We start from the raw sequence: 20,790 nt of genomic DNA on the forward strand, positions 1-20,790 counted from the left end.
ACAAGCCTGTCAACTATAGGCCACAGGTGGCTTCAGTTGACGTTTTTCATTAACCTGATAGCATTGTCCCGTTGGTTCCCGTCTCCCGCGTCTCGCGCGCTTCCTGCTCGCTACCGCATCGCGGCGTTAAGACCCGGCCGATACGCGGCGTCGCCGCCTTCGATCTGACCCATGTCCATCTTGATGACGCGGTCGGCCAAATGGAAGAACCGGTCGTCGTGCGTGATCGCGATGACGCATTTGCCTCTCGCTTTCAACTCGGGCAGCAGATGCTCGTAGAAGAACGCGCGGTATTCGGGATCCTGGTCGGCCGCCCATTCGTCGAACAGATAGATCGGCCGATCCTCCAAATAACTTTGCATTAAGGCGAGCCGCTTGCGTTGGCCCGTCGATAGCTTGACCGTCGTGAACGCCCCGTCCAGCACCTGAACCTTATCCTCTAGATGAAGCAGCTCCAGGAACGCATCGATCTCCTTTTCCTTGCCCGCCAGCGGGATGCCGTACAGTTTGCCGAATAAATGAAAGTCGCTGAAGATCGCCGTGAAGCGCTGGGCGAGCTGCTGCGGACTAACCGCCTGTCCGTCGACCAGAATCTCTCCCTCGGCAGGGGCGTACAAGCCGGTCAGCATCTTGGCGAGCGTCGATTTGCCGCTCCCGTTGCCGCCGGTGATGAAGACGATCTCCCCAGAGCGGAACGTATAGCTGATCGGTCCGACCGCGAACTGCTCGCCTTCCTTGTTCGCATAATGGTATGCGGCCGACCGCAACTCCATCTGAATGCCGCCGCTCGCGGCGGGAGCGGAATCCTGCAGATACGGATCGACCTGCACGGCATCGAGCTGGCTGGCCAGCTGATTGAGCCGGCCCCAGCTGACGCGCACGCGGAACAAATTCGGAATCGTGCCGAGTATCCCGTGCACGGGGCCGGTCAAATACAAGAGCACGAACACGTAGTTGCGCCAGGCGCCGACCTGCAGGTCCTTGAACATCAGCGGGAACAGGAACGCCACCGTGCCGACGACGAACGTGAAGAGCAACTCGCCGACGACGTTGACGTTCGCGAAGCGCAGATCGCTCTCGATCCGCTTGTCGCGGTACGTGCCGATGCTCGTCTGCATGTCCGTTTGGAAATCGCCGCGTTTGGCTCGGCTGATGCTCAGCTCCTTGAAGCCGGTTCGCAAGTCGTGTATGAATTTGAAGAATCGGTTCTGAATATCGCGCGTCTGCTCCAGCAGCTGATTCGCTTTGGATCCCATCAGGAAGTGCATGCCCGCCGCGAACGCGATGACCAAGGCGGCGACCAGCATGCCCGGGAAGCTGATGATGCCCATGTAGACGAAGCAGCAAATGAGCGTCACGAGACTCGTCGCCCCCGTGATGACGATGTTGGATACGTCGCTGATCGTCTCGGTGTCGTTATTGAGCGCCGCTTCGATGGCTCCATCCTCCAGCTTCTCGACGTTCTCGTAGGAGGTGTTCAATAGTTTGTCGAGCAGCTCGGTCCGCTTCTGGTACACCATCCGATTGGCGATGCGGACGAGCCGCAGCCGCACGAGACGCTGGCCGACGATATAGAGCATCATGCCGAGGAGGAAGTACAGCAGCAGGCCATCCTGGAACACGTCCTGATCGCGGCCGAGCGTCTCGTTCACCGTGAAGATGATGAACGCATTCCCTAGTCCGCTCACGATGCTGAGCAGCGTCAGCATGAACAGCGGCTTCTCGTCCGGCCTCGGGAACAAGCTCGTCACGATATAGTAGAACCCGAACAAGAAGACGGTCGCGAGCATGGCGAATACCGCGTAGATCAGCGTCTCCGGCGCCCACACGCGAACGAACGCCCAATTCAGCCCCCAGTAGATGACGTCGGGAATTCGATACAAGCAGTACCCGAGACCGGCAAGGAAGACGATCAGGCTGCCGACGCTCGTTATGACGGACGCCGGCGTTCCCGCGAATCGTCTTCTGCCGGTTGCGGCCTGAGCGGCCGCCTTGCCGCCGAACCAGAGCGTCAGCAGCATGACCGGCGCGAGCAGCGCGAGCGCGGCGGATGCCGTGTTGTCGAGCCCTTCGTACATATCGTCAACCGGCTTGGGAAGTTCCCGACCTGTCAGAATGTTCATGATCCCTTGCCCGAGCAGAGCCGCATCGGGGGTATTCATATTGGCCAGCACCGCCACGCCGAGCCCTTCCTCCGGACGCAGCACCAGATGCGAAGCGAAGTTCGGATTGCTGCCGCCGTGCGAAATTTCGCCGCCGCCCCTCTGGAAGACGCTCCAGCCCGCCGCGTACGAGGAGCCGTCCGAAGCCGGAGGCACCGACCGGTCCGGCTCATGCGACGACGCGACTAATTCGCCGAACGGCTCGGGCACCGGAACCCGGCCGAGCTGAATTTGCAGCCACTTGGCCATGTCGGCCGCGCTCGTAATGTAATAACCGGCCGGCGTGTTGCCCCTGTACATCGGCGCGTCGTAGGCGACCGGCCGCAGCAGCTTGAATTTATACCCCGTGGCGCTGGAAGCGTCCGGCGCATCGTCGCGGAACAGATACGTATGCTTTAAGCCGAGCGGCAGCAGCACGTTCTCCCGCATGTAAGTCTCAAATGATTGTCTGGACACCGTCTGCATGACCAGACCAAGCACGTCGTAATTAATCGTCGCGTACAAATATTCCTCGCCAGGCGCATGATCGAGTTCTCGCCCGACGAGCGTTCGCACCGTTTGTTCCAGGCCATCGTCCGCTTCGGTTGCGGGAATGCGCCCGATCGAATCGAACGGTACCCCGCTCGTATGGTGCAGCAGCTGTCCGAGCGTAATTTCCGCCGGCTTGCCTTCAAACGTAACGCGGAACCACGGCAGGTATTGGGCAACCGGATCCTCCCGATTCAGCAGACCTTGCTTCTCCAGCAGCAGGAAACCCAATCCGGTGAACGCCTTGCTCGTCGATCCGAGCTCGAACAGCGTATCCGGCGTAACCGCCCGTTTCTCGCCGATATCGGCCTTGCCGTATCCTTTCAGCCATACCGTCTCGTTGCCTTGCACGATCGCCACTGCCATCCCCGGGGTATCCGTCTGGGATACAATGCCGTCGATGTACGCTTCGATCTCGGCCTGTCGGCCCAGCAGCGGTTCTTCGGCGGCTGTGGCCGCCCAAGGCGCCGCGAGCGCCATGATCGCGGCGATGAGCGCCGCTCCGGCGCGTCTCAATAGTTTCATGCGTTAACCCTCTGCTCCGTATAGTGGATGATGCTTTGCACCGCCATATCCAGTCCCCCCGTCGCCCGGAAGGAATCGCCTATGCGCGCGCTGCCAATCCGGTATGCCGGGTCATTCAGCACGCTGCGCACCGCTTCCCGCAGCGGTTCCGGCGCGAACGCTTCGCTCTCCAGACGAATGCCGGCCTCGGCCCGTTCGACCATCAAGGCGCCCATGAATTCGTCGAATACCTGCGGCACGACGACCATCGGCACGCCCGCGCACAAACTCTCGTAGATGCTGTTGGCGCCGCCGTGCGTAACGAAAGCATCCGCCCGTTCCAGCAACTCCAGCTGCGGCACGTAAGGCATGACCAGGAAGTTGTCCGGCACGCCGGCCAACTGCTCGACCTTGAACTGTCTGCCGACCGACATGACCACTTGCACCTCTTCTCCGCCAAACGCCTTCATGCAGCCTTCGATCAAGTCGCCTAAATCATGCAAAATCGTGCCGAACGCGATGTAGACGAGCGGCCTGCCGTCCAACCGGTCCATGGGGAACGGTTCCGCATCCGCGCGGGGATCGGCTGTATAACCCGCGAACAGGTAACTTTCGTCGAACGCTTCCTCGTACAGCTGGAACGCCCGCGAGGAGAAAATCAAATTCAGCGGCTGCTTGCTGCCGAACACGTCGTTGATAACGTTCACCTCGCCCAGCCCATGCCGGCGTGCGATCATGCGCGAGACTTTCTCGATCAGTTTGGGATACATGTCCGTATGGCCTTTGTACTTCTTGTATAGCGGGTCGTCGCCCGCGCGCAGCACGTGCTCCATGAAGAAACCGGGATCCGATGCCGCCATCTCATGAATGAACGGAAAATTAGCAAATACCGAAACGCCTGGCACGCCTAACTTGGCAGCCAGCTCCTTGCCCCAATAGGCGAACGCGTCATGAATGATGCAAACGGGACGCAGACCCGACACTTCTTCGAACAACCGGTCCGCCAGCAGCCGGCCCTTCTCCATGATGAAATCGGCGAACACGAGAAACGTATCGATGCCCGATCCTTCATGCATGGCGAAATTCAGCAATCCTCGGTAGCTGCGGAACGTCGCGCCCGTCCGCTCTATCTTCCCGCGGAACTCGTCGCTGCAATAATAAACGACCTCATTCCCGCGCTCGACCAGCTTGCGGATCAAGCCGAGCGTCGGATTGACGTGACCGTGAAGGTCGACGCCAAAGTAGATTACCTTAGCCATCGGTAGCTCCTCTCGTCGGCTGCGTGCTTTATCGAAAAAGATGATCCAAATCCGCTTGCGACAGCGCCGCGGTCTCGAAATCGGACGGCGTGAATTCGGACTCCTCCTTATCCGCGCAATGCCGAAGAATCGTTCGAAGCGCATCGGCATAATGCGCGGCGAGGCGCTCGATCGTCTCGTCCGCATAAAGGTTGCGGCTGTACGTGATCCCGACCTGCAGCCTGCCGCCGATGATCATCGCGTTCCACTCCAGCCGGAAGGAGAGCGCGTTGGCCGGGCCGGATTCGGCCCCTGTCGGTAAGTCGGAATAAGCGAACCATTCGTTATCGAGCTCCCGGCCGAATTCGCCAAGATAGTTGAAGCGGACGGGCTTGAGGCCCCGATACGCCGGGAACGCGTTCCGATGTTCGGCCAGTACGCCGAACCCGATTCCGCCTCGCGGCACCCGCCGAAGCGTTTCCTTCGCCGCCTTGATGCGAGCGGCTATATCCCCGCCCCGGGGCAGCAAGACCGGATAGAGCGTCGTGAACCAGCCGACTGTCCGACCGACGTCCGCATCCTCCCCGGCGTCTAGCCGCCCGTGTCCTTCCAGCTCTACGACGGGTTCGGTCGCGGGAAACGCGGCGCCGAGCGCTTCCGCGAGCGCGGCGGCCATTAACTCGATCGGCTGCGTGCCATAAGCCAAGTTGGCGCCGCCGACCAGCGCATTCGTGTCGGTCTCCGACAACCGGATGGTCTCGGTATGGGAGCTCCCCCAGACGTCTTCGCCAAAATCCCGATCCTCCGGCCAAGCCGTCGCCAGGTCGGTTGCCTTCCTCCAATAGGCTAGTTCTGCCTCGTCTGCCTCTGTTTGCTCCATGAGCCGCAGCGCATGCCGCTGATAGGAATCCGTCGTAGGCGGGAACAGGATCTCCTTGCCCTGCCGCACGGCTTCCGCCGCCAGCGCGAAATCTTCCAGCAGAATCCGCCAGGAGACGCCGTCCACTACCGCATGATGCGCCGCGAGCAGCAGATGCGGCCCGTCTTCGCCCAAGTCGAACAGGCAAGCTTTGAAGAGCAAGCCTTCGTAGAGGTCGAATTCCGATTTGAATCGTTCGCCCAGCTCTGCCAGCTTGTCCTGCCGCTCCTGACCGGATAGGGAAGACAAGTCGTAGCCTTTCACCGCAAAGCCGCTGTCCGATTCCGCTCGATCCGTGTAATGCCACGTTCTCGTTCCGCGCCGAAGATTCAACCGCAGCGCGTCATGATGGCCGATCAGCGCCCGCATAATCAGTCCGATCTCCCGATTGGATAGCGGTTGTTTCAGCCGGAGCAATACCGATTGATGGTCATGGTGCGGCTGCGCGAGCTCCCGGTTCATGAACCAGGCCAGAATCGGCGTCGGCGCAAGCTCTCCCGTGCCGGGCTCGTTACGGCGTGCGTCCCGCTCCGCCCGGATCTGCACGGCTCTTGCCATATCCCCGATGATCGGATTGGCCAGCATATCCTTGACCTTAATCGATCCCCCCGCCTGGGATAACCGGGAGGCCGTTTGGATCGCCTTGATCGAATCGCCGCCCAGATGATAGAAGTTGTCGCCCATTCCGATCGGCGAGAAGCCCAATACCGACTCGAGCGTATGCGCGAGCAGCTTCTCTGCCCGCGTATCGGGCGCGTTGTAGTCTCCCTTGACGGAACGGCGTTCCGGCTCTGGCAGCCGCGGGCGGTCCACCTTCCCATTGACGTTCAGCGGGATATGATCCAGGCGGACGTAAGAGGTTGGCACCATATAGTCCGGAAGCGTATTGCTCATCTGGGATGCAAGTTCGCGGTCCGTCCACGTCCGGTCGGCAACGTAGTATGCGCACAGGTAGCGTCCCTGGCCTTCTTGCTCCAAGTCGATGACGACGCACTCGCGCATCCCGTTCATGTTCATGAGACAAGCCTCGACTTCCGGCAGCTCGACGCGGTGACCGCGGATTTTCACCTGATGGTCGATCCGTCCGCCGTATTCCAGCTTGCCCGAAGGCAGGAAACGCGCGAGATCGCCGGTTCGGTACATGCGCGCCCCCGACTTGAACGGATTATCCGCGAAACGCTCGCGCGTCAATTCTTCGCGGTTCAAGTAGCCTCTCGCTACGCCGTCTCCCGACACGAACAACTCCCCGAGCATGCCCGGCGGCACCGGCCGCATCCGTTCGTCCAGCACGTACAGCTGCACGTTATGTCCCGGAACGCCGATCGGCACCGAGGCTCTGCCGTCTTCATCCGGATCGAATTTGTGAATCATACAGCCCACGACGGTCTCGGTCGGGCCGTATTCGTTATAGATGTCAATTTCCCCTCCAAATCGGTTCGTGATGGCTTGCGCTAAGCTGGTTTTGAGATCCTCTCCTCCCACGATGAACGTTTTGACCGATGAATCGCGATAATCCGTATCCTTCAGCAAAGATAAGTGCGCGGGCGTCAGCTTGACGACCGTTGCCTCGTTGTCCCGCAAAATCCGAAACAGGCTGAATTCGCCGTCGTCGGAGCGGTAAACGCGAATGGTTCCGCCGCTGACGAGCGGCGTGAAGATCGACGTCACCGTCAGATCGAACGCGAGCGACGTATAGAGCGGGAACACTTCGCCCCTGCCGCGCGTATACATCTGCTTCGCCCACCAAATGTAATTCGTTAACCCCCGGTGCTCGATCATAGCCCCCTTCGGCCTACCCGTCGAGCCGGACGTATAGATTACGTATGCGAGCTGGTCCGGCTTCGCCGAAGGCAGAGCCAGGGCAGCCTCTCTGCTGTCCTCATATAAGCCGGGATCTTGCAAGTTAATTCGCTGCGTTCCGTACCGCGCCGCCGCCGCGTGCGTGCCGTCATCCGTGAGCAGCAGCGCCGCGCCCGAATCGCCGAGCATATAGCCGATTCGGTCGAATGGGTAGTCCGGATCGATCGGCAGATAAGCGCCGCCGGTTTTCATCACGGCGAGGATCGCGACGACAGCCTCGGCCGAATGCCGCACAAGCAAGCCGACGATCGACTCCCGCCGAACCCCTTTCCCGATCAGAACGCCTGCGAGCCTGCCGCTGCGGTCGTCCAACTCCCGGTAGGTCATTGCCGCTTCGCCGTCTTGAAGCGCGATGCGATGCGGACCGCGTTCGGCTTCTTCGGCGAATAGATCGCACACCGTCCGATCGCGCGGATAATCGACAGCCGTATCATTGAACGCGATGAGTTGGCGGTTCCGTTCTTCTTCCGTCAGCAGCTCCAGCTGCGAGACGGCGGTCTTCGCTCCGGTCAAAATATGCTCGTTTATCGTCCGAATAAGCGCCAGCATGCGCCGAATCCCGTCTTCGTCGTGCTCCGACAGCTTGTAATCGGCATCCAGCGTCAAGCCGCCGTCCTCCGACCATTCCTTGATGACGAGCTGAAGCGCATACCATTGATGCCCGCTGTAAAATTCGACGTTCTCGATCGATGCGTGATTGATAGACGATGCCAGCTTCGTGTTATAGTAGTTGATGCATGTATCAAACAATTGCCCGCCTCCGCCGTGCGCATCGTCCAAATCCCGCAGCAGCAGATCGTAGGGATAACGCTGATGGTAATAACAGGCGGTTAACTCCCGCTGAATGTCCGCCAACAGCTCGGAAGGCTTCGCCGTTTCGTCGATCTGCAGACGCAGCGGCATCGTGCTGGTGAACATGCCGAAAATCGATTTCTCTTGCTTGCCGGACCGATTCGCGACGGGCGTGCCGATCGTAATCGCGGTCTGACCGGTCGTACGGTACAAATACAAAGCGTATAGCATGACGAAGTATGCGTTCAGTGAGGCGTTCGCTTGTGCGGCAAATGTTTTCATGAGGAGCGCGAGATCTGGTTGGAAGTCGACGGTCATGCGGCGGCCGTCTGTAGGCGCGTATCGATAGCCCGTATTGCCGGGCGCGGAATGCAAGGCGAACTTCTCGTTCCAGAACCGCTTGTTGCGCGCCATGCGAGGCGAGTTCAAGTAGTGCTGTTCTTGCCGGATATAATCGACGTAGGAGGAAGCCCCTTCGCCTTCCGGTATCGGCCCTCCGGCCGCGAGAAGCGCGTAATCATCGGCGATTTGCTTGGTCAATATCGCATTGGACCAGCCGTCGGCGATGATATGGTGGCAGCGGAACAAATAACCGCTGTCGTCCTCCCCGATGCGATACAGCGTGAATTCATACAACGGCGACTCGTCCGACAAACGAAACGGCTTGCCCGCCTGCTCGTCCACCCAGCGGCGGAACGCGCCTTCCGGATCGGGCGATCCGCTGAAGTCTCGCCGGCCGATCATCAGCGGTTCGGCGTCGCCGAAGGTTTGATAGGGTTGTCCGTCCGCCTCGCCGATTCGGATTCGCAGCGCGTCGTGTCTGCGTATGAAGGCGAGAATGGACGCCTCCAGGACGTCCAAATCGATGGAGCCCTTCATGCGAACCGGACCGCCGATATTGTGCAGCGGCATGCCCGGAAAGATCTGCTCGATGACCCAAATCCGCCGCTGCGGATGCGTCAGCGGATAAACGGATTCCCGGGAAAGCGGACTCTCCTTCGAACCGTACATGATTACGCCCCCAATGTTTGATAGAATCAGGTTATGACACCCTGAGATAGTAGCTAAAAGATACCAAAAGGGTCCAAAAAAAGTCAATCGCCGATTATTTTCGCAATCATTTTATTTCGCTTTTCTTTCATTATTTTTAGGAATTCCTTCATAATTTTCATGCGATAGTAGCGAAAACACGATTGATATCTTCAAAAAATCATTGAATTCTATACTTGCGGGAACGCTCGCATAGGTCGAACGTCAGGTTTTATTCGAAGGTTGCGTGAAAGGGAGATTACGCTGTGTTGAAAGGCGGTTTGAGTGCAATGATCGAGGTCTATTACGCGCATTCCGGCGGGCATGAATGGCTGCTTGACGGACGAGCCGCGGCGGCCGCGCTGACGGAAGAGGAGATGGACCGATACCGGGCGTACCGGACGGATTTGAAGCGCAAGGAGTTTCTGCTTGGGCGCCTCCTGATGAAAAGCCTGCTCGGCCGGAAATACGGAATGTCGCCGCACGACGTGAAACTAAACCAGACCGCTTACGGCAAGCCTGCCTTTCCGGGCGAATGGCAGTTTAATTTGACGCACGCGAACGGCGTCGTCGCCTGCGCGCTGGTCCGTCATCGCCGCGTAGGCATCGACTTGGAATATATGGAGGCATCCAATCTTAACCTCGTCGGCCATGTTTGCTCGCAGGAAGAACGAAACTATGTGCAGGCGAATGCCGGATCGGAGCTCCATGCCTTCTACGAGATTTGGACCAAGAAGGAAGCGCTGATCAAGGCGGCGGGAACGGGCTTCGCGATGGACCCGAAAGAGATCCGGATCGCGCTCGGCGCGCAGCGGGGCGAACGGGACGGCTGGCTGTTCATGGAGCCTTGCCAGCTTCTGCCGGCCTACCAGCTTGCGATCGCCGTAGAACTTCTGGATGCGGAACGCGAGCCCGTCCGGATGACGATCAAGGCGTGGGATGTCATCTCCCCGTCGGAATGGACACGCGAGAACGGTCGTTCGCCTTGCGATGCGGACCCTACCTTCACGCAGCCGTCCGGCTAGTATCCACCCCCTGAGCAGCCGCTCGTCAACATTCCGTTATTGTTCGGCCGCCGGCATCGGCGGCCTTTTTCCTTGCCGGAGCTCCCGGATCGACAAGCCGAAATCCATCTGCAAATGCGGATAGTCCGGGAATCCCTTCCAATCGCCGCCCCAGCTGAAACCGAGCGACTTCGCCAGCCAGACGATCTCCATCCAATCCGATTGTCCGTCCCGGTTGCCGTCATAATCCAAATCCCAGATGATCTCTCCTTCTCCCTTCTCGATGGCGAAGTCGACGGCAAGGCCGTAATTATGATAGGAATGCCCGCCCTTCACGTTCGTCACGATCGATCCGGACGTCTCTCTTCCCTTGCGGTACAGCGCATCCTGCTCGGCCGCGGAGCGGAATTCGTCGGTGATCCGAATCGTGATGCCGCGTTTCTTGCCCGCCTCCTTCAACTGTTGGGCCTTCGCCGCCACCACGGGATGCAGCCCGGTTATCGGTTCCGGATGCCGCACGATTTCAGCAGGCATCAGTTCGATGACCGCTGCAGCCAGCAGAACGAGAAAGGTGAACCACAGCATAAATCGGCGTATCGATCGTCTCTTTTTCGGCTTGCGGGGGCGAACGTGTTGCGGTATAGATTGCATGCTTCCATCTCTTTCTTTCATGGATTATCGGCTTCCTTAAGTCGGTGAAGGCGGGTTCGCAGTCATCCTTCGCTCTACGGCTTTCTTATTCAAACGAGTCTGGCAGGCAAAAAGCAAGCCGTTGCGAACAAGGGGCTATGCGAATCCCGATTAAATTCGAAGTCATGAATTGGATTCCGCCCCGGCAGTACAAGCGGATGAAGTATTCGGAACGAAAGGCTTCGTTCCCTTCAGAACGAAAAAACCGCGAACATCGCGGTTTTATGGCGACCAGCTATAGGCGAACTTTCTCGAGGCTTCCGCCTTTGGCGAACAGCCGCTCCACCCGCTTCTCGACGGCCGGATCCGGAATGAGCGGCGGCGCATGATGCGGCTTCAGGCGCGCGTCGACGATCAGATTGTCGCAGCCCCAATGCTTGTATGCGTAGCCGGCATTCACGCCATGAATATCGTGGGAAGGATTGCTTCGGGTGAACGCCGCCCAAAGGAAATTGTCGAATTTCGCGGTCATGAAGTCGCTGTCGTCGCAGATGACGATGAGCGGGCATTCGGACAGATCCCCGCGTTCGCGAATCGCTTCGCCGAGCAGACCGAGCTCCCGTTCCGCTTCCGCGTAGTTCGCGAAAGCCGGCCCCTGCAGCGCCACCGCTCCCGGCATGATCAGCCTAGCGTTCGGGAAATCTCTCAGCTCGCGGAGCGCTTCCGGCACCTCGCGGCAAAGCTCGCGCATCTTCTCCCCATAAGCCGCGAACACGACTTTGCTACCGCTGTTGAGCCCCGTCCCGGAATAATCGAGCGTGTCGATCGTCGTATTCGTGTGAAAATGGACGTCGCGCCGCAAATCCATCCGCTCCAGCAAGTAGCCCATAAATTCCGCCTCGCGGTGCGTCGTCACCGGAACGTCATCCTCGGCGGTGATGAACAAATATTTCGCTAAGCTGAGCTGTCCCGTGCCGAGAATGCGGCTGGCCAGCGTCAGCAACTCGGTCGGCTGCTTCACGCGCTGATACGGCGTATATCGCTCGCTGCCAAGCGCCAGCAGCAGCGGATGAACCCCTGCGGCATCGACCGCATGCACCTCTTCGACTCCGGGAATTTCCTGCTTGATCGCGTCGCCGGTCAGCTCGTGAATGAGCGCGCCGAAGCTCGTATCCTCTTGCGGCGGACGGCCGACGACCGTGAACGGCCAGATAGCGTTCGGCTTGGCGTACACCTTGTGGACGTGCAGATATGGGAACGGATGCGTCAAGCTATAATAGCCCAGATGGTCGCCGAACGGCCCCTCGGGCTTCGTCTCGTTCGGGCGAAGCTCGCCCGTAATGACGAAATCCGCGTCATGGCTGATACAGTAACCATCCTCGTATCCATAGCGGAATCGGCGTCCGGCCAGCAGTCCGGCGAACGTCATCTCGCTCAATCCTTCGGGCAGCGGCATGACGGCCGATAACGTATGCGCCGGCGGCCCGCCGATGAAGATGCTTACCTTGAGCGGCTCGCCCCGCTTGCTCGCCTTCTGCTGATGTACGCCGATGCCCCGGTGAATTTGGTAATGGACGCCGACCTCTTCATTCAAGTCATATTCGTTGCCCGTCAGTTGAATCCGGTACATCCCCAAATTCGCGTTCATGATGCCCGGCTTGGCGGGATCCTCGGAATACACCTGCGGCAGCGTGACGAACGCGCCGCCGTCCATCGGCCAGCTCTGGATGAGCGGCAGATCGGAGATCCGAATTTCCTGCGATAGCATCGGTCCTCTGCCGTTCTTCTTGGCCGGAAGCGCCTTGGAGGCCGCGATGCCCGTCGTCAGATGGCTGAACGGCTGCTTCAGCGCCTGCATCGGATCCCCGCGCAAATCCATCACACGGCGCACGCCGCCCAGCGTATCGCGGAACATGAACTTGCTGCGTTCCAGCGTACCGAACAGATTCGATACCGCCCGGTATTTGGAGCCCTTCACGTTCTCGAACAACAGCGCCGGCCCTCCCGCCTCGTATACCTTCAGATGGATCGACGCCATCTCGAGGTAAGGGTCGACCTCCTCCTTGATCCGCACCAAGTGACCGTGACGCTCCAAATCCGCCACGCATTCTTCCATATTCCGATACATCCGCATGCTCCAATCCATGAATAAATAGTATACCTCTAACTGTAGCATCCGGGATTGCCCTCGTCAAAAGCCGACGAAAGTCGCCAAGGCGAAGCGACTTTCGCCGAGCTTGATACCCGACGGTATTCGCTACAGCGTTACGACTTCCGCCGAAACCGACGGTTCGAAAGGGGCATCCTTCGCCTTGGAAAAGAGTAGAACCGATCCTGCCGGCAGAATCGGTTCCATCGATTGCGCTATTGGGCAAACGGATCTTCGTTCAAGACCTTCGCAGCCGCGTCGACCGTCATGCTCGAATCGGCGTCGAAGCGTCCTTCCGCCTTATAGACGCGGCCGTCCGCGTAATATTCTCGGAACGAGTACGTTCCTTCCGGTGCATATAACCGGAATACGCCTTCGTGGACGGGAACCGTGAGCAGGTAATTGCCGTCGCTGCCATAGACGTGGAGAAATCCGGTTGCTCCGATCGCGCCATCGGCGAACGTCAAGCTGCCCGTTACGTTCGTCGCCGGCACGTATACCTGTTCAAGATCGGCGTGGCCGTCTTTGACGACGAACGGCTGCTGCATGATCCCCGCCCAACTATACGTTCCGATGCCCATAAGCGTGTAGCTGCCGTCCGGCAAGTCGAAGTAAGCCGAATGTCCCGTCCATTGGAACGGCCGATATTCCCCTCCGGCCGAACGAATGTAAGCCGTTCCGTCCTCGACGAACCGGCCCTTGGCTCCCAAGAATGCAATGAAAGGTACAAGCGGCTCCGTCTCCTGTGCCAGAAGCCACTTGCTCAAGCCCTTGGATTCGGCCAGCCGGATCGGCGTGTCCCCGAATCGGTTCGCCCGATGCGGATCGGCGCCCGCCCGAAGAAGCTGTTGCACGATCGGATAGCTCTGCGCTTGCACGGCTTTATAGAGCGATTCGTCGTTCCGGGGATCGGCACCGTGCTTGAGCAAAGCCTCGACCATGGCCGGCAGCGGGTACTGGTTCCGGGACGCTCCGCCGTTCTGCGAGACGCCGATGACTCCCGATGCAAGTTCCAACAGCGTCGCACCTTCGCGGTCCTTCGCGTTCGGATCGAAGCCGTTCTCGAGCAGCCAGGACAGCATGGCCGCGTCTTGTTTCATCACCAGGTCGTGGCCGGTCCGGGCGGACACCAGCTTCACGGATGCGCCGTGGGCGACGAGCATGTTGACGGCCGCCAAGCCGCCGCTGGCAATCGCTTTGTCGAGCGGCGTCGAATCGCCGTAATATTTGTTCTTGGCGTTCGGGTCGATGCCTCGCTTCAACAGTCGCTCGATCGCGGCCGCGTCGCCTCGCATCGCCGCCAGAAACAAATCTTTCTGCATGGCCGCGAGCTCCTGAGGCGTATACCCGATGCGCAGCTGCTTTAGCTTCGCGTCGTAAACGACCGGTTCGTTAAGCGCCAGCGCGATCAACTGGCTTGGCACGAACAGTCTTCCCTTCGCGAGCGTCGGCGCTTCTTTCAGCAGAACCGTTTGGCCGCCGACCTGCACGCGTTTGTCGTTCAGCGCGGCTTTCAGCACCCGCATGCCGAGAGTCACCGTAATTTGTCCCCGATCCAATACGCTCGCCGCGCCGCTTGCGTCGAGCACCGCTTTCATCGGCACCATGACGGTGTCGCGCAGCGCGTAAGGCGGAGCGGGAAGCGCAAGCTTAGCTCCGCTCTTGACGACCGTGATCGACATGGCGGCGGACGTGCCTGGTTGAACCGCTGCAAAGGCAGAAACGTACGGCACGCTCGCCTCGACCGCGATGAGCGCGATCGCGATAGTAATCGCGCATACGGTCAAGCGTGGTTTGTTATTCCCAATGGTTAATCCTCGCATGGTTGAAGCCCCCGATTATTATTGATCTTCTTTCGAATGTAGACAATTCAATAGCTCCACCCACAATTCGACGCCGCGCGCGAATTCCCTTTTTCTTCTTTTCTCGCTCCCATAACGCGCGTATTCAAGGTGAAACGGCTAATGCCGTCTTTTGGGGGCGGGGCGCGTTTCATTTCGGATAAACGGATTGGTGGGGTTCTGCGATGGATAAATAGAAGCTGATTTTAAGATGTTAGCTTCCAGCTTCTCCTCGACCGGACTCGCGACGGATTGTCCGCCAGCCTGGAACGCTGAGTATAAGAAAAAGCCGCGGTTGCCCGCGGCTAAGCCTTTTCGCCGTCTGGACAGACAGCAAGATTCGGATTAAATCTTCGTAATCGGCCGGTACGTGAAATCCCTCGTAATGCGCAGCACCTTCAATAATCGGATCCCTTTCGGTTTCGGGTTTGGCACCTTAAACTCCATATAAGGGCTGATACTCTTCAGTTCCGCATCGACGTCAAAGACTTCCTTGAATAACCGAACATAATCGCCGACCGTCGCTTGCTTGCCCTTATCCAGGAACAGCGCGTGTTGGTCGTTCTTCACTTCGTAATAATCGACGGCTTCGACGGTGACGAAATATTTATCTTTCGTGACCGTGCCATCGGTTTCTTTAATAAATTCCTTGTTCATCGAATCGTTTCCCCTTTAGTCGGATCGGTGTCGGTCACGGCGCGCACTAGGCGTGGGAGAGCATGAAAGTCCTGCCTATTACGATATCCAAAATTCACAACCCGATACATGGGAAGGGTTATTAACACGCCCGCTTCAGGCGTGCTTGCCGTTGATCTTCACATTGTATTGAGACTACGCGAAAGCGCCAGGGCCGCCGCTGGCATATTTTTCACGCGCGCGGGGGAAGATAAGCAGAATTTACCGGATGGGAGGCACGCTGGTGCGCATGAGCCTGACGCCATGGCAAACGTTCTGCCTTCTCTTTATTTTCCAGCTTGGCACGACGATCGTGTTCGGCTTCGCCGGCGGCGCCAAACAGGACGCCTGGCTGGCGGCGCTGATCAGCACGCTGATCGGCTGCGGCGTCGTCTGGTGCATCGCCAAAGTCTACGAGCAGCATCCGAAGCATAATTGGGTCGCCATTCTCAAGCTTACGTTCGGCAGCTGGGTCGGCCATCTGCTGGCCATGCTGTATATTCTCGCTCTTATCTATGAAGCCGGCCGAATTCTGCGGGATCTCGGCGAATTAATGACGACGTTCCTGCTGCCGAGAACGCCGATCGGCTTCTCGATGTTTCTCGTCCTGGTGCTCGTGGTGTACGCGGCGAACGCGGGCATCGAACGGATGGCCCGGCTAGCGGAGGTCAGTATTTGGTTTATTTTCATCTTCCTGCTTCTGCTGCTGGCACTGCTGCTCAGCTCCGGCGTCAATAACTTCGGCTGGCTGTTACCCATGGCGACCGATTGGAAGCATATCGCGGTTACGGTATTCCCGTTGGGACTGACGACAACGTTCGGCGAGACGATCGTTTTCGCGATGATGTGGACGCTGACGGTGGGGCCGAAGGATTTTCGCCGAAGCGCGCTGTTCTCTTCGCTGGCTGTCGGGCTCGTCTTCATTTTGCTCGACCTGATCGCCGTGGGAACGCTCGGTCCGCAGATGTTCTCTCGCGCGCTCTATCCGCTGCTGTCGACGTTTCAGCTCATCCGGGTCGCCGATTTCATCGATAATCTGGATCCTGCCGTCGTCAGTATTTTCATTACCGGCGGCATGTTCAAGGTATTCGCCTATGCCTACGCCGCGTGCGCCGGGATCGCCGCGCAATGGCACATCCGCGATCATCGGGCGATCGTCGTCCCGGTCGGCACGATGATTCTGCTGACGGCCATCTATACCGCCAAGAGCATCAGCAGCCATATTTTCGTCGGGCTCAAATGGGTGCCCTGGGTGATCGAATTACCGTTGTTCGTCATGCTCCCGATTGTCGTGCTCGCGATCGGGACGGTCAAGAAACAGCTCCAATCCTCGCAGCCCGGAGGGAAGCCATGACCATATCCACCACCGGAATGACGTCCGTCTCGAATACCGTCGAACGCATTAAGACGACGCTCGGCGACGACCCCGATCTCATCGTCCACGACGCGCCCGAAGCGACCGTCGTCTATTTGTGCGGTTTAATCGATATTTCCCGGCTGGAGCGGGAAGTGCTGACGCCGCTCTCCGAAGCGGGGGGCGGATTCTCGATCCGCAACAGCACGATGCACCGTGCAGAGACCATCGAAACGGCGGTGAAAAGCCTGCTGAACGGTTCCGCGCTGCTCATCCGGCATCGCGACCTGTCGCTGCTTACCGTTAATTTGATCTCCATGCCCCATCGACCGATCGAAACGCCGGATTCCGAGCCTTCCGTCCGAGGGCCGCACGAGGGCTTCACCGAGATGCTCGCCGTGAACGTCGCGCTCATCCGAAGAAGGCTCGTCACGGACAAGCTGCGCGTCAAGTCGTGGATGATCGGCTCGCTCAGCCAGACCGAAGTGCGCCTGCTGTATCTCGAAGGGACCGCCTCCCCCGAAGTCGTCGAGGAGATGGCGCGGCGGATCGGCGCGATCAAGACGGAGGCGATCCTGGAGAGCACGCATGTCGAGGAATGTATTCGCGATCATCCGTACAGCCTGTTCCCGACGATGCTAAGCACCGAGAGGCCGGATGTCGTCAGCGGCTCCCTGCTGGAAGGGAGGGTCGCGGTGCTGGTGAATAATTCGCCGTTCGCGATCATTGCGCCTTATCAGTTCTGGACCGCCTTCCAGGCGAGCGAGGACTACTACCTGCTCACCGGGAGCGCGACGTTCGTCCGCCTCGTCCGGGCCATATCGATGTTCATTGCTCTGCTGCTGCCGTCGCTGTACGTGGCGATCACGACGTTCCATCCGGAAATGATGCCGACGAATTTGCTGCTGTCGATCGCGGCCGCCCGCGAGGTCTCGCCCTTCCCGGCGTTAATCGAGGCGCTGCTCATGGAGCTGACGTTCGAAGCGCTTCGGGAGGCGGCCATCCGGCTGCCCCGGATCATGGGCCAGACGGTCGGCATCGTCGGCGCCCTCGTCATCGGGCAAGCGGTCGTGCAGGCGGGCATCGTATCGACGCCGATGGTCATCGTCGTGTCCATGACGGGCATCGCCTCTCTGATGATTCCCCGCTACAACATGACGTTCCCGATCCGCATTCTGAGATTCTTGCTGCTCTTCATGGCAGGTAGCCTCGGATTGGTCGGCATCTTGTTCGGCCTATTCCTGATCGGCATCTATTTAACCGGCATCAAGTCGGTCGGCGTGCCCTACTTGACACCGATCGCGCCGCTTCGGCTGGACGGCATGCGCGATCTACTGATCCGGCTGCCGCTCTTCTCCGTCATCCGGCCCGCCGAAGCCAGTATAGCCTCGAAGCCGCCGGAAGCGGACGCCTTGTCGCCGCGGCATGAGAACGAAGGAGGTTCGTCCTAGCATGAAAGCCGCGCGCTTCCTAATCCTGCTGCTTCCCATGCTGCTCGGCGGCTGTTGGGACCGGACCGAAATCAACGACCAAGGCATTGTGCAGCTGACCGCGTTCGATGCCGGCGACAAGCCGGGCTCGTATCAATCGCTCGTGCAGGTCGCGCTGCCCAAGAAAATCTCCGGTCAAGCTAGCAGCACGGGCGGCGGAGCGGGCTCGACGTCGTCGCTCCCCTACATGCCGGTCATGGTCAAGGGCACCGGACTGGACGATATGATGGTAGAACTCGAACAACGCATTTCGCGAAACGTCATTTTGGCCCACCGCCGCGTCTTCATCGTCGGCGAGAAATTGGCCAGACGCGGCATCGAAGGCGTGCTCGACTCGATCAGCCGCGATCCTGACCAGCGTCTGCGGGCGTTCTTCGTCGTCGCCCGAGGGATGACGGCGGCCAAGCTCGCGGAATCGGAATATACGCTGGAAGCCACCAAGGAAGAGGCGCTGCGGGAGCTAATCGTACGTAAAATGAAAGTCCCGTCTACCTTCCGCGATGTGTTCGCGAACTCGGCGGAGCCAGGTATCGAACCGATCGCGGCCGCCTTCTCCAGAGGGTCCGACGGACAAATCCGCCTGAAGAGCATCGCCATATTCAAGGATCTCAAGCTGGTCGGATATGTAGACGGCTACGAGACGATCGCGCTGCTTAGCCTGCTTGGCAGCGACGATCCGTACGGCGTGATCAAGGTTCGCTACCCCGGCGCCGAAGGGGACGTGGCGATCCAGGTCAACAAGCTGAAGATCGAGCGCAAAGTCGCGGTGAAGGAAGGCGTGCCCGCCTTCCGATTTCGCGTACGCGCTACTGGCAGAGTGACGGGCAACACGGCCGGACTCGATCTGGGCGACGCGGCCGTCAAGGAAAAGCTGGATGTGGCCATGAAACAGGAGTTGCGGCGGTTGTACCTCAGTTTGTTCGATAAATTGCAGACGAAATACAAGGCCGACAGCACGGGACTGGGCCAACTGGTCTACCGCAATAATCCTAAAGCGTGGAAGAAGCTGGAGCCGGAATGGGACGAGGTGTATCCTCGGGCAGCGGTCGCGGTGGATGTCGATGCCACCGTTACGCAAGTCGGCTTAATGGGGGCGCCATTCTTCCTGCCGGAAGACGAGGTGAATAAATAGTGATCGCATCCATAACATGGTTCACGATATTCGCCATCGTCGCAAGCGCCCAGCAAATCAGATATTGGCGGCGGACGGGTAATAAGCGCGAGGCGTGGGTGTTTCTAGGCTGGATGATCGCGGCTTGGGGGCTCGGCATCGCGCTCATCGCCGGCGTGGAATTCCCCGCTCCGACGAAGCCGATATTGCCTCAGTGGAAATAACCGGCAGAGACGTTTTCCGAGTAGGCATGAACGATTCGCACCTCCTCATAGACTGGTAGCAGTTGAGGAGGCGATCGAATGATGTTGACAGCGGGATACAATGGCAGGGCGCTTCTGCCGCTTCGGGCGGACGTGCTCGTGTTCGCTCCGCATCCGGACGACGAGACGCTGGGAACCGCGGGCGTCATCATGCGGTCGCTGGCGGCCGGACTTCGCGTGCACGTCGTCATAGTCACGAACGGCGACGCCTATGAAGAGTTGTTGTCGCTCGTGCTGCGCAAACGGCCGGAGGAGCTGGCGCCCGAGGATTACTTGCGATCGGCGCGGATCCGCCAGCAGGAGGCATTCGCCGCCGCAGCAGCGATCGGGCTGCCGCCCTCCTGCATCACTTTCCTGGCTTACCCGGACGCCGGTCTGCTGCCGATCTACAAGGCGGCCGATGCCGGACCGTTCACGAGCCGATTCACCGGCCAACGCGCAACCTATGCCGCGCTGGTCCCCGACTATCATCGCTCCCGTTTCGGCCGCCCTGCCGCCTACACGAAAGCATGCGTGCTGAAAGACGTGACGGATCTCATATGTACGTTGCAGCCGCGCCATATCTACATGACCAACGAAGCGGACCGTCACCCGGACCATCAAGCGGTGGGACTGTTCGTTCGCGAGGCGGCCGAACGAGCGGGATTCGCCGGCGGACTGCATACGTATCTGATCCACAGCGGACCTGTTGACGACGAGCAGTGGCCGTGGCCGCGCGGCGTAACGCCGACCCTTCCCTTCGAAGCCCATCTGTACGATGGCAAGCGAATTCCAGAAGGCCTACCTTGGCCTCCGCAAGAGCGAATGCCGCTGAACGATCGCGAAATCGGCCGGAAGCTGCAAGCGATTCTCGCGTACCGTTCGCAATTTCCCGTCGACGAGGAACTGCTGCTTTCGTTTAGCAAGAATGAAGAAATATTTTGGCGATGACCGTGCCGAGAGCGGGCCGATCGCCTCGACCAAGCCTTGTTCGAACCGTCTTGAGACGGGCTCGCGAACAAGGCTTTTCGTCGTGTTCCGGAAGGCGGGCATTGGGCGACTGCCATTATCGACTATTCGACATCCCTCGAAGGGGAATGAGTCGCCAGCTGACGCAACCGTTTCGACGCCGCTTGTCGGAACGATGGACGCTATGACGCACGCCCCATCGCTTCAGTTGGAGAGCGGGACAAGGCTGCACGTTCCTCCTATTTTTCTTGGTAATCATTGGATTACATTGGTTATTCGTCAAATAATTTTCG

General features: G+C 59.3%; 13 protein-coding genes. 6 read left to right on the forward strand and 7 right to left on the reverse strand.

Annotated elements, in window-relative coordinates:
- Nucleotides 1–110: 110 nt before the first annotated feature.
- Genes BCM02_RS20645 through BCM02_RS20655 form a run of 3 tightly spaced genes read right to left on the reverse strand, consistent with a single transcriptional unit; the run spans nt 111 to nt 9,014 of the window.
- Nucleotides 111–3,215: a cyclic peptide export ABC transporter gene (locus BCM02_RS20645; RefSeq protein WP_148931032.1), complete on the reverse strand. Its 3,105-nt coding sequence runs from the start codon at nt 3,213–3,215 to the stop codon at nt 111–113.
- Entirely contained in the window at nt 3,212–4,453 is a 1,242-nt protein-coding gene (locus BCM02_RS20650) for a macrolide family glycosyltransferase (RefSeq protein ID WP_187434330.1), read from the reverse strand. Before BCM02_RS20650 ends, BCM02_RS20645 begins: the two co-directional genes overlap by 4 nt.
- A gap of 28 nt (nt 4,454–4,481) precedes the next feature.
- Nucleotides 4,482–9,014: a non-ribosomal peptide synthetase gene (locus BCM02_RS20655; RefSeq protein WP_148931034.1), complete on the reverse strand. Its 4,533-nt coding sequence runs from the start codon at nt 9,012–9,014 to the stop codon at nt 4,482–4,484.
- A 308-nt stretch (nt 9,015–9,322) separates the two neighbouring features.
- Between BCM02_RS20655 and BCM02_RS20660 the strand changes: the two genes are divergently transcribed.
- The gene (locus tag BCM02_RS20660) at nt 9,323–10,057 is read left to right on the forward strand and encodes a 4'-phosphopantetheinyl transferase family protein (RefSeq protein ID WP_148931035.1); all 735 of its coding nucleotides are present in this window, start codon (nt 9,323–9,325) and stop codon (nt 10,055–10,057) included.
- 36 nt (nt 10,058–10,093) lie between these two features.
- Here BCM02_RS20660 and BCM02_RS20665 read toward each other — a convergent pair whose 3' ends face one another.
- The 4 genes from BCM02_RS20665 to BCM02_RS20680 form a co-directional block, all read right to left on the reverse strand.
- Complete coding sequence (locus BCM02_RS20665; protein ID WP_148931036.1) at nt 10,094–10,687, reverse strand: M15 family metallopeptidase; 594 nt, start codon at nt 10,685–10,687, stop codon at nt 10,094–10,096.
- A 274-nt stretch (nt 10,688–10,961) separates the two neighbouring features.
- A complete protein-coding gene (locus BCM02_RS20670) occupies nt 10,962–12,794 on the reverse strand; it encodes a UbiD family decarboxylase (protein WP_148931347.1) in 1,833 nt (610 codons plus the stop codon).
- A gap of 236 nt (nt 12,795–13,030) precedes the next feature.
- Nucleotides 13,031–14,638: a stalk domain-containing protein gene (locus BCM02_RS20675; RefSeq protein ID WP_148931037.1), complete on the reverse strand. Its 1,608-nt coding sequence runs from the start codon at nt 14,636–14,638 to the stop codon at nt 13,031–13,033.
- Between the two features lie 363 nt (nt 14,639–15,001).
- Nucleotides 15,002–15,313, reverse strand: a complete 312-nt coding sequence (locus BCM02_RS20680) for a hypothetical protein (protein ID WP_148931038.1) — start codon at nt 15,311–15,313, stop codon at nt 15,002–15,004.
- A gap of 247 nt (nt 15,314–15,560) precedes the next feature.
- Here BCM02_RS20680 and BCM02_RS20685 point away from each other — a divergent pair, with 247 nt between their 5' ends.
- The 5 genes from BCM02_RS20685 to BCM02_RS20705 all read left to right on the forward strand — a co-directional run bounded on the left by BCM02_RS20685 (nt 15,561) and on the right by BCM02_RS20705 (nt 20,479).
- Nucleotides 15,561–16,685 carry a GerAB/ArcD/ProY family transporter gene (locus tag BCM02_RS20685; protein WP_148931039.1) on the forward strand — a complete coding sequence of 375 codons (1,125 nt, stop codon included), beginning with the start codon at nt 15,561–15,563 and terminating at the stop codon, nt 16,683–16,685.
- Nucleotides 16,682–18,136, forward strand: a complete 1,455-nt coding sequence (locus BCM02_RS20690) for a spore germination protein (protein WP_187434331.1) — start codon at nt 16,682–16,684, stop codon at nt 18,134–18,136. The genes BCM02_RS20685 and BCM02_RS20690 overlap by 4 nt, the downstream gene beginning before the upstream one ends.
- A gap of 1 nt (nt 18,137) precedes the next feature.
- Nucleotides 18,138–19,307, forward strand: coding sequence for a Ger(x)C family spore germination protein (locus BCM02_RS20695; RefSeq protein ID WP_187434332.1), 1,170 nt, complete (start codon nt 18,138–18,140; stop codon nt 19,305–19,307).
- Nucleotides 19,307–19,510: a hypothetical protein gene (locus BCM02_RS20700; RefSeq protein ID WP_148931042.1), complete on the forward strand. Its 204-nt coding sequence runs from the start codon at nt 19,307–19,309 to the stop codon at nt 19,508–19,510. Before BCM02_RS20695 ends, BCM02_RS20700 begins: the two co-directional genes overlap by 1 nt.
- Nucleotides 19,511–19,588: 78 nt before the next feature.
- Entirely contained in the window at nt 19,589–20,479 is an 891-nt protein-coding gene (locus tag BCM02_RS20705; protein ID WP_148931043.1) for a PIG-L deacetylase family protein, read from the forward strand.
- Nucleotides 20,480–20,790: the final 311 nt, after the last annotated feature.

This window comes from Paenibacillus methanolicus (assembly GCF_008124765.1).
Classification (GTDB): Bacteria; Bacillota; Bacilli; order Paenibacillales; family Paenibacillaceae; genus Paenibacillus_Z; species Paenibacillus_Z methanolicus.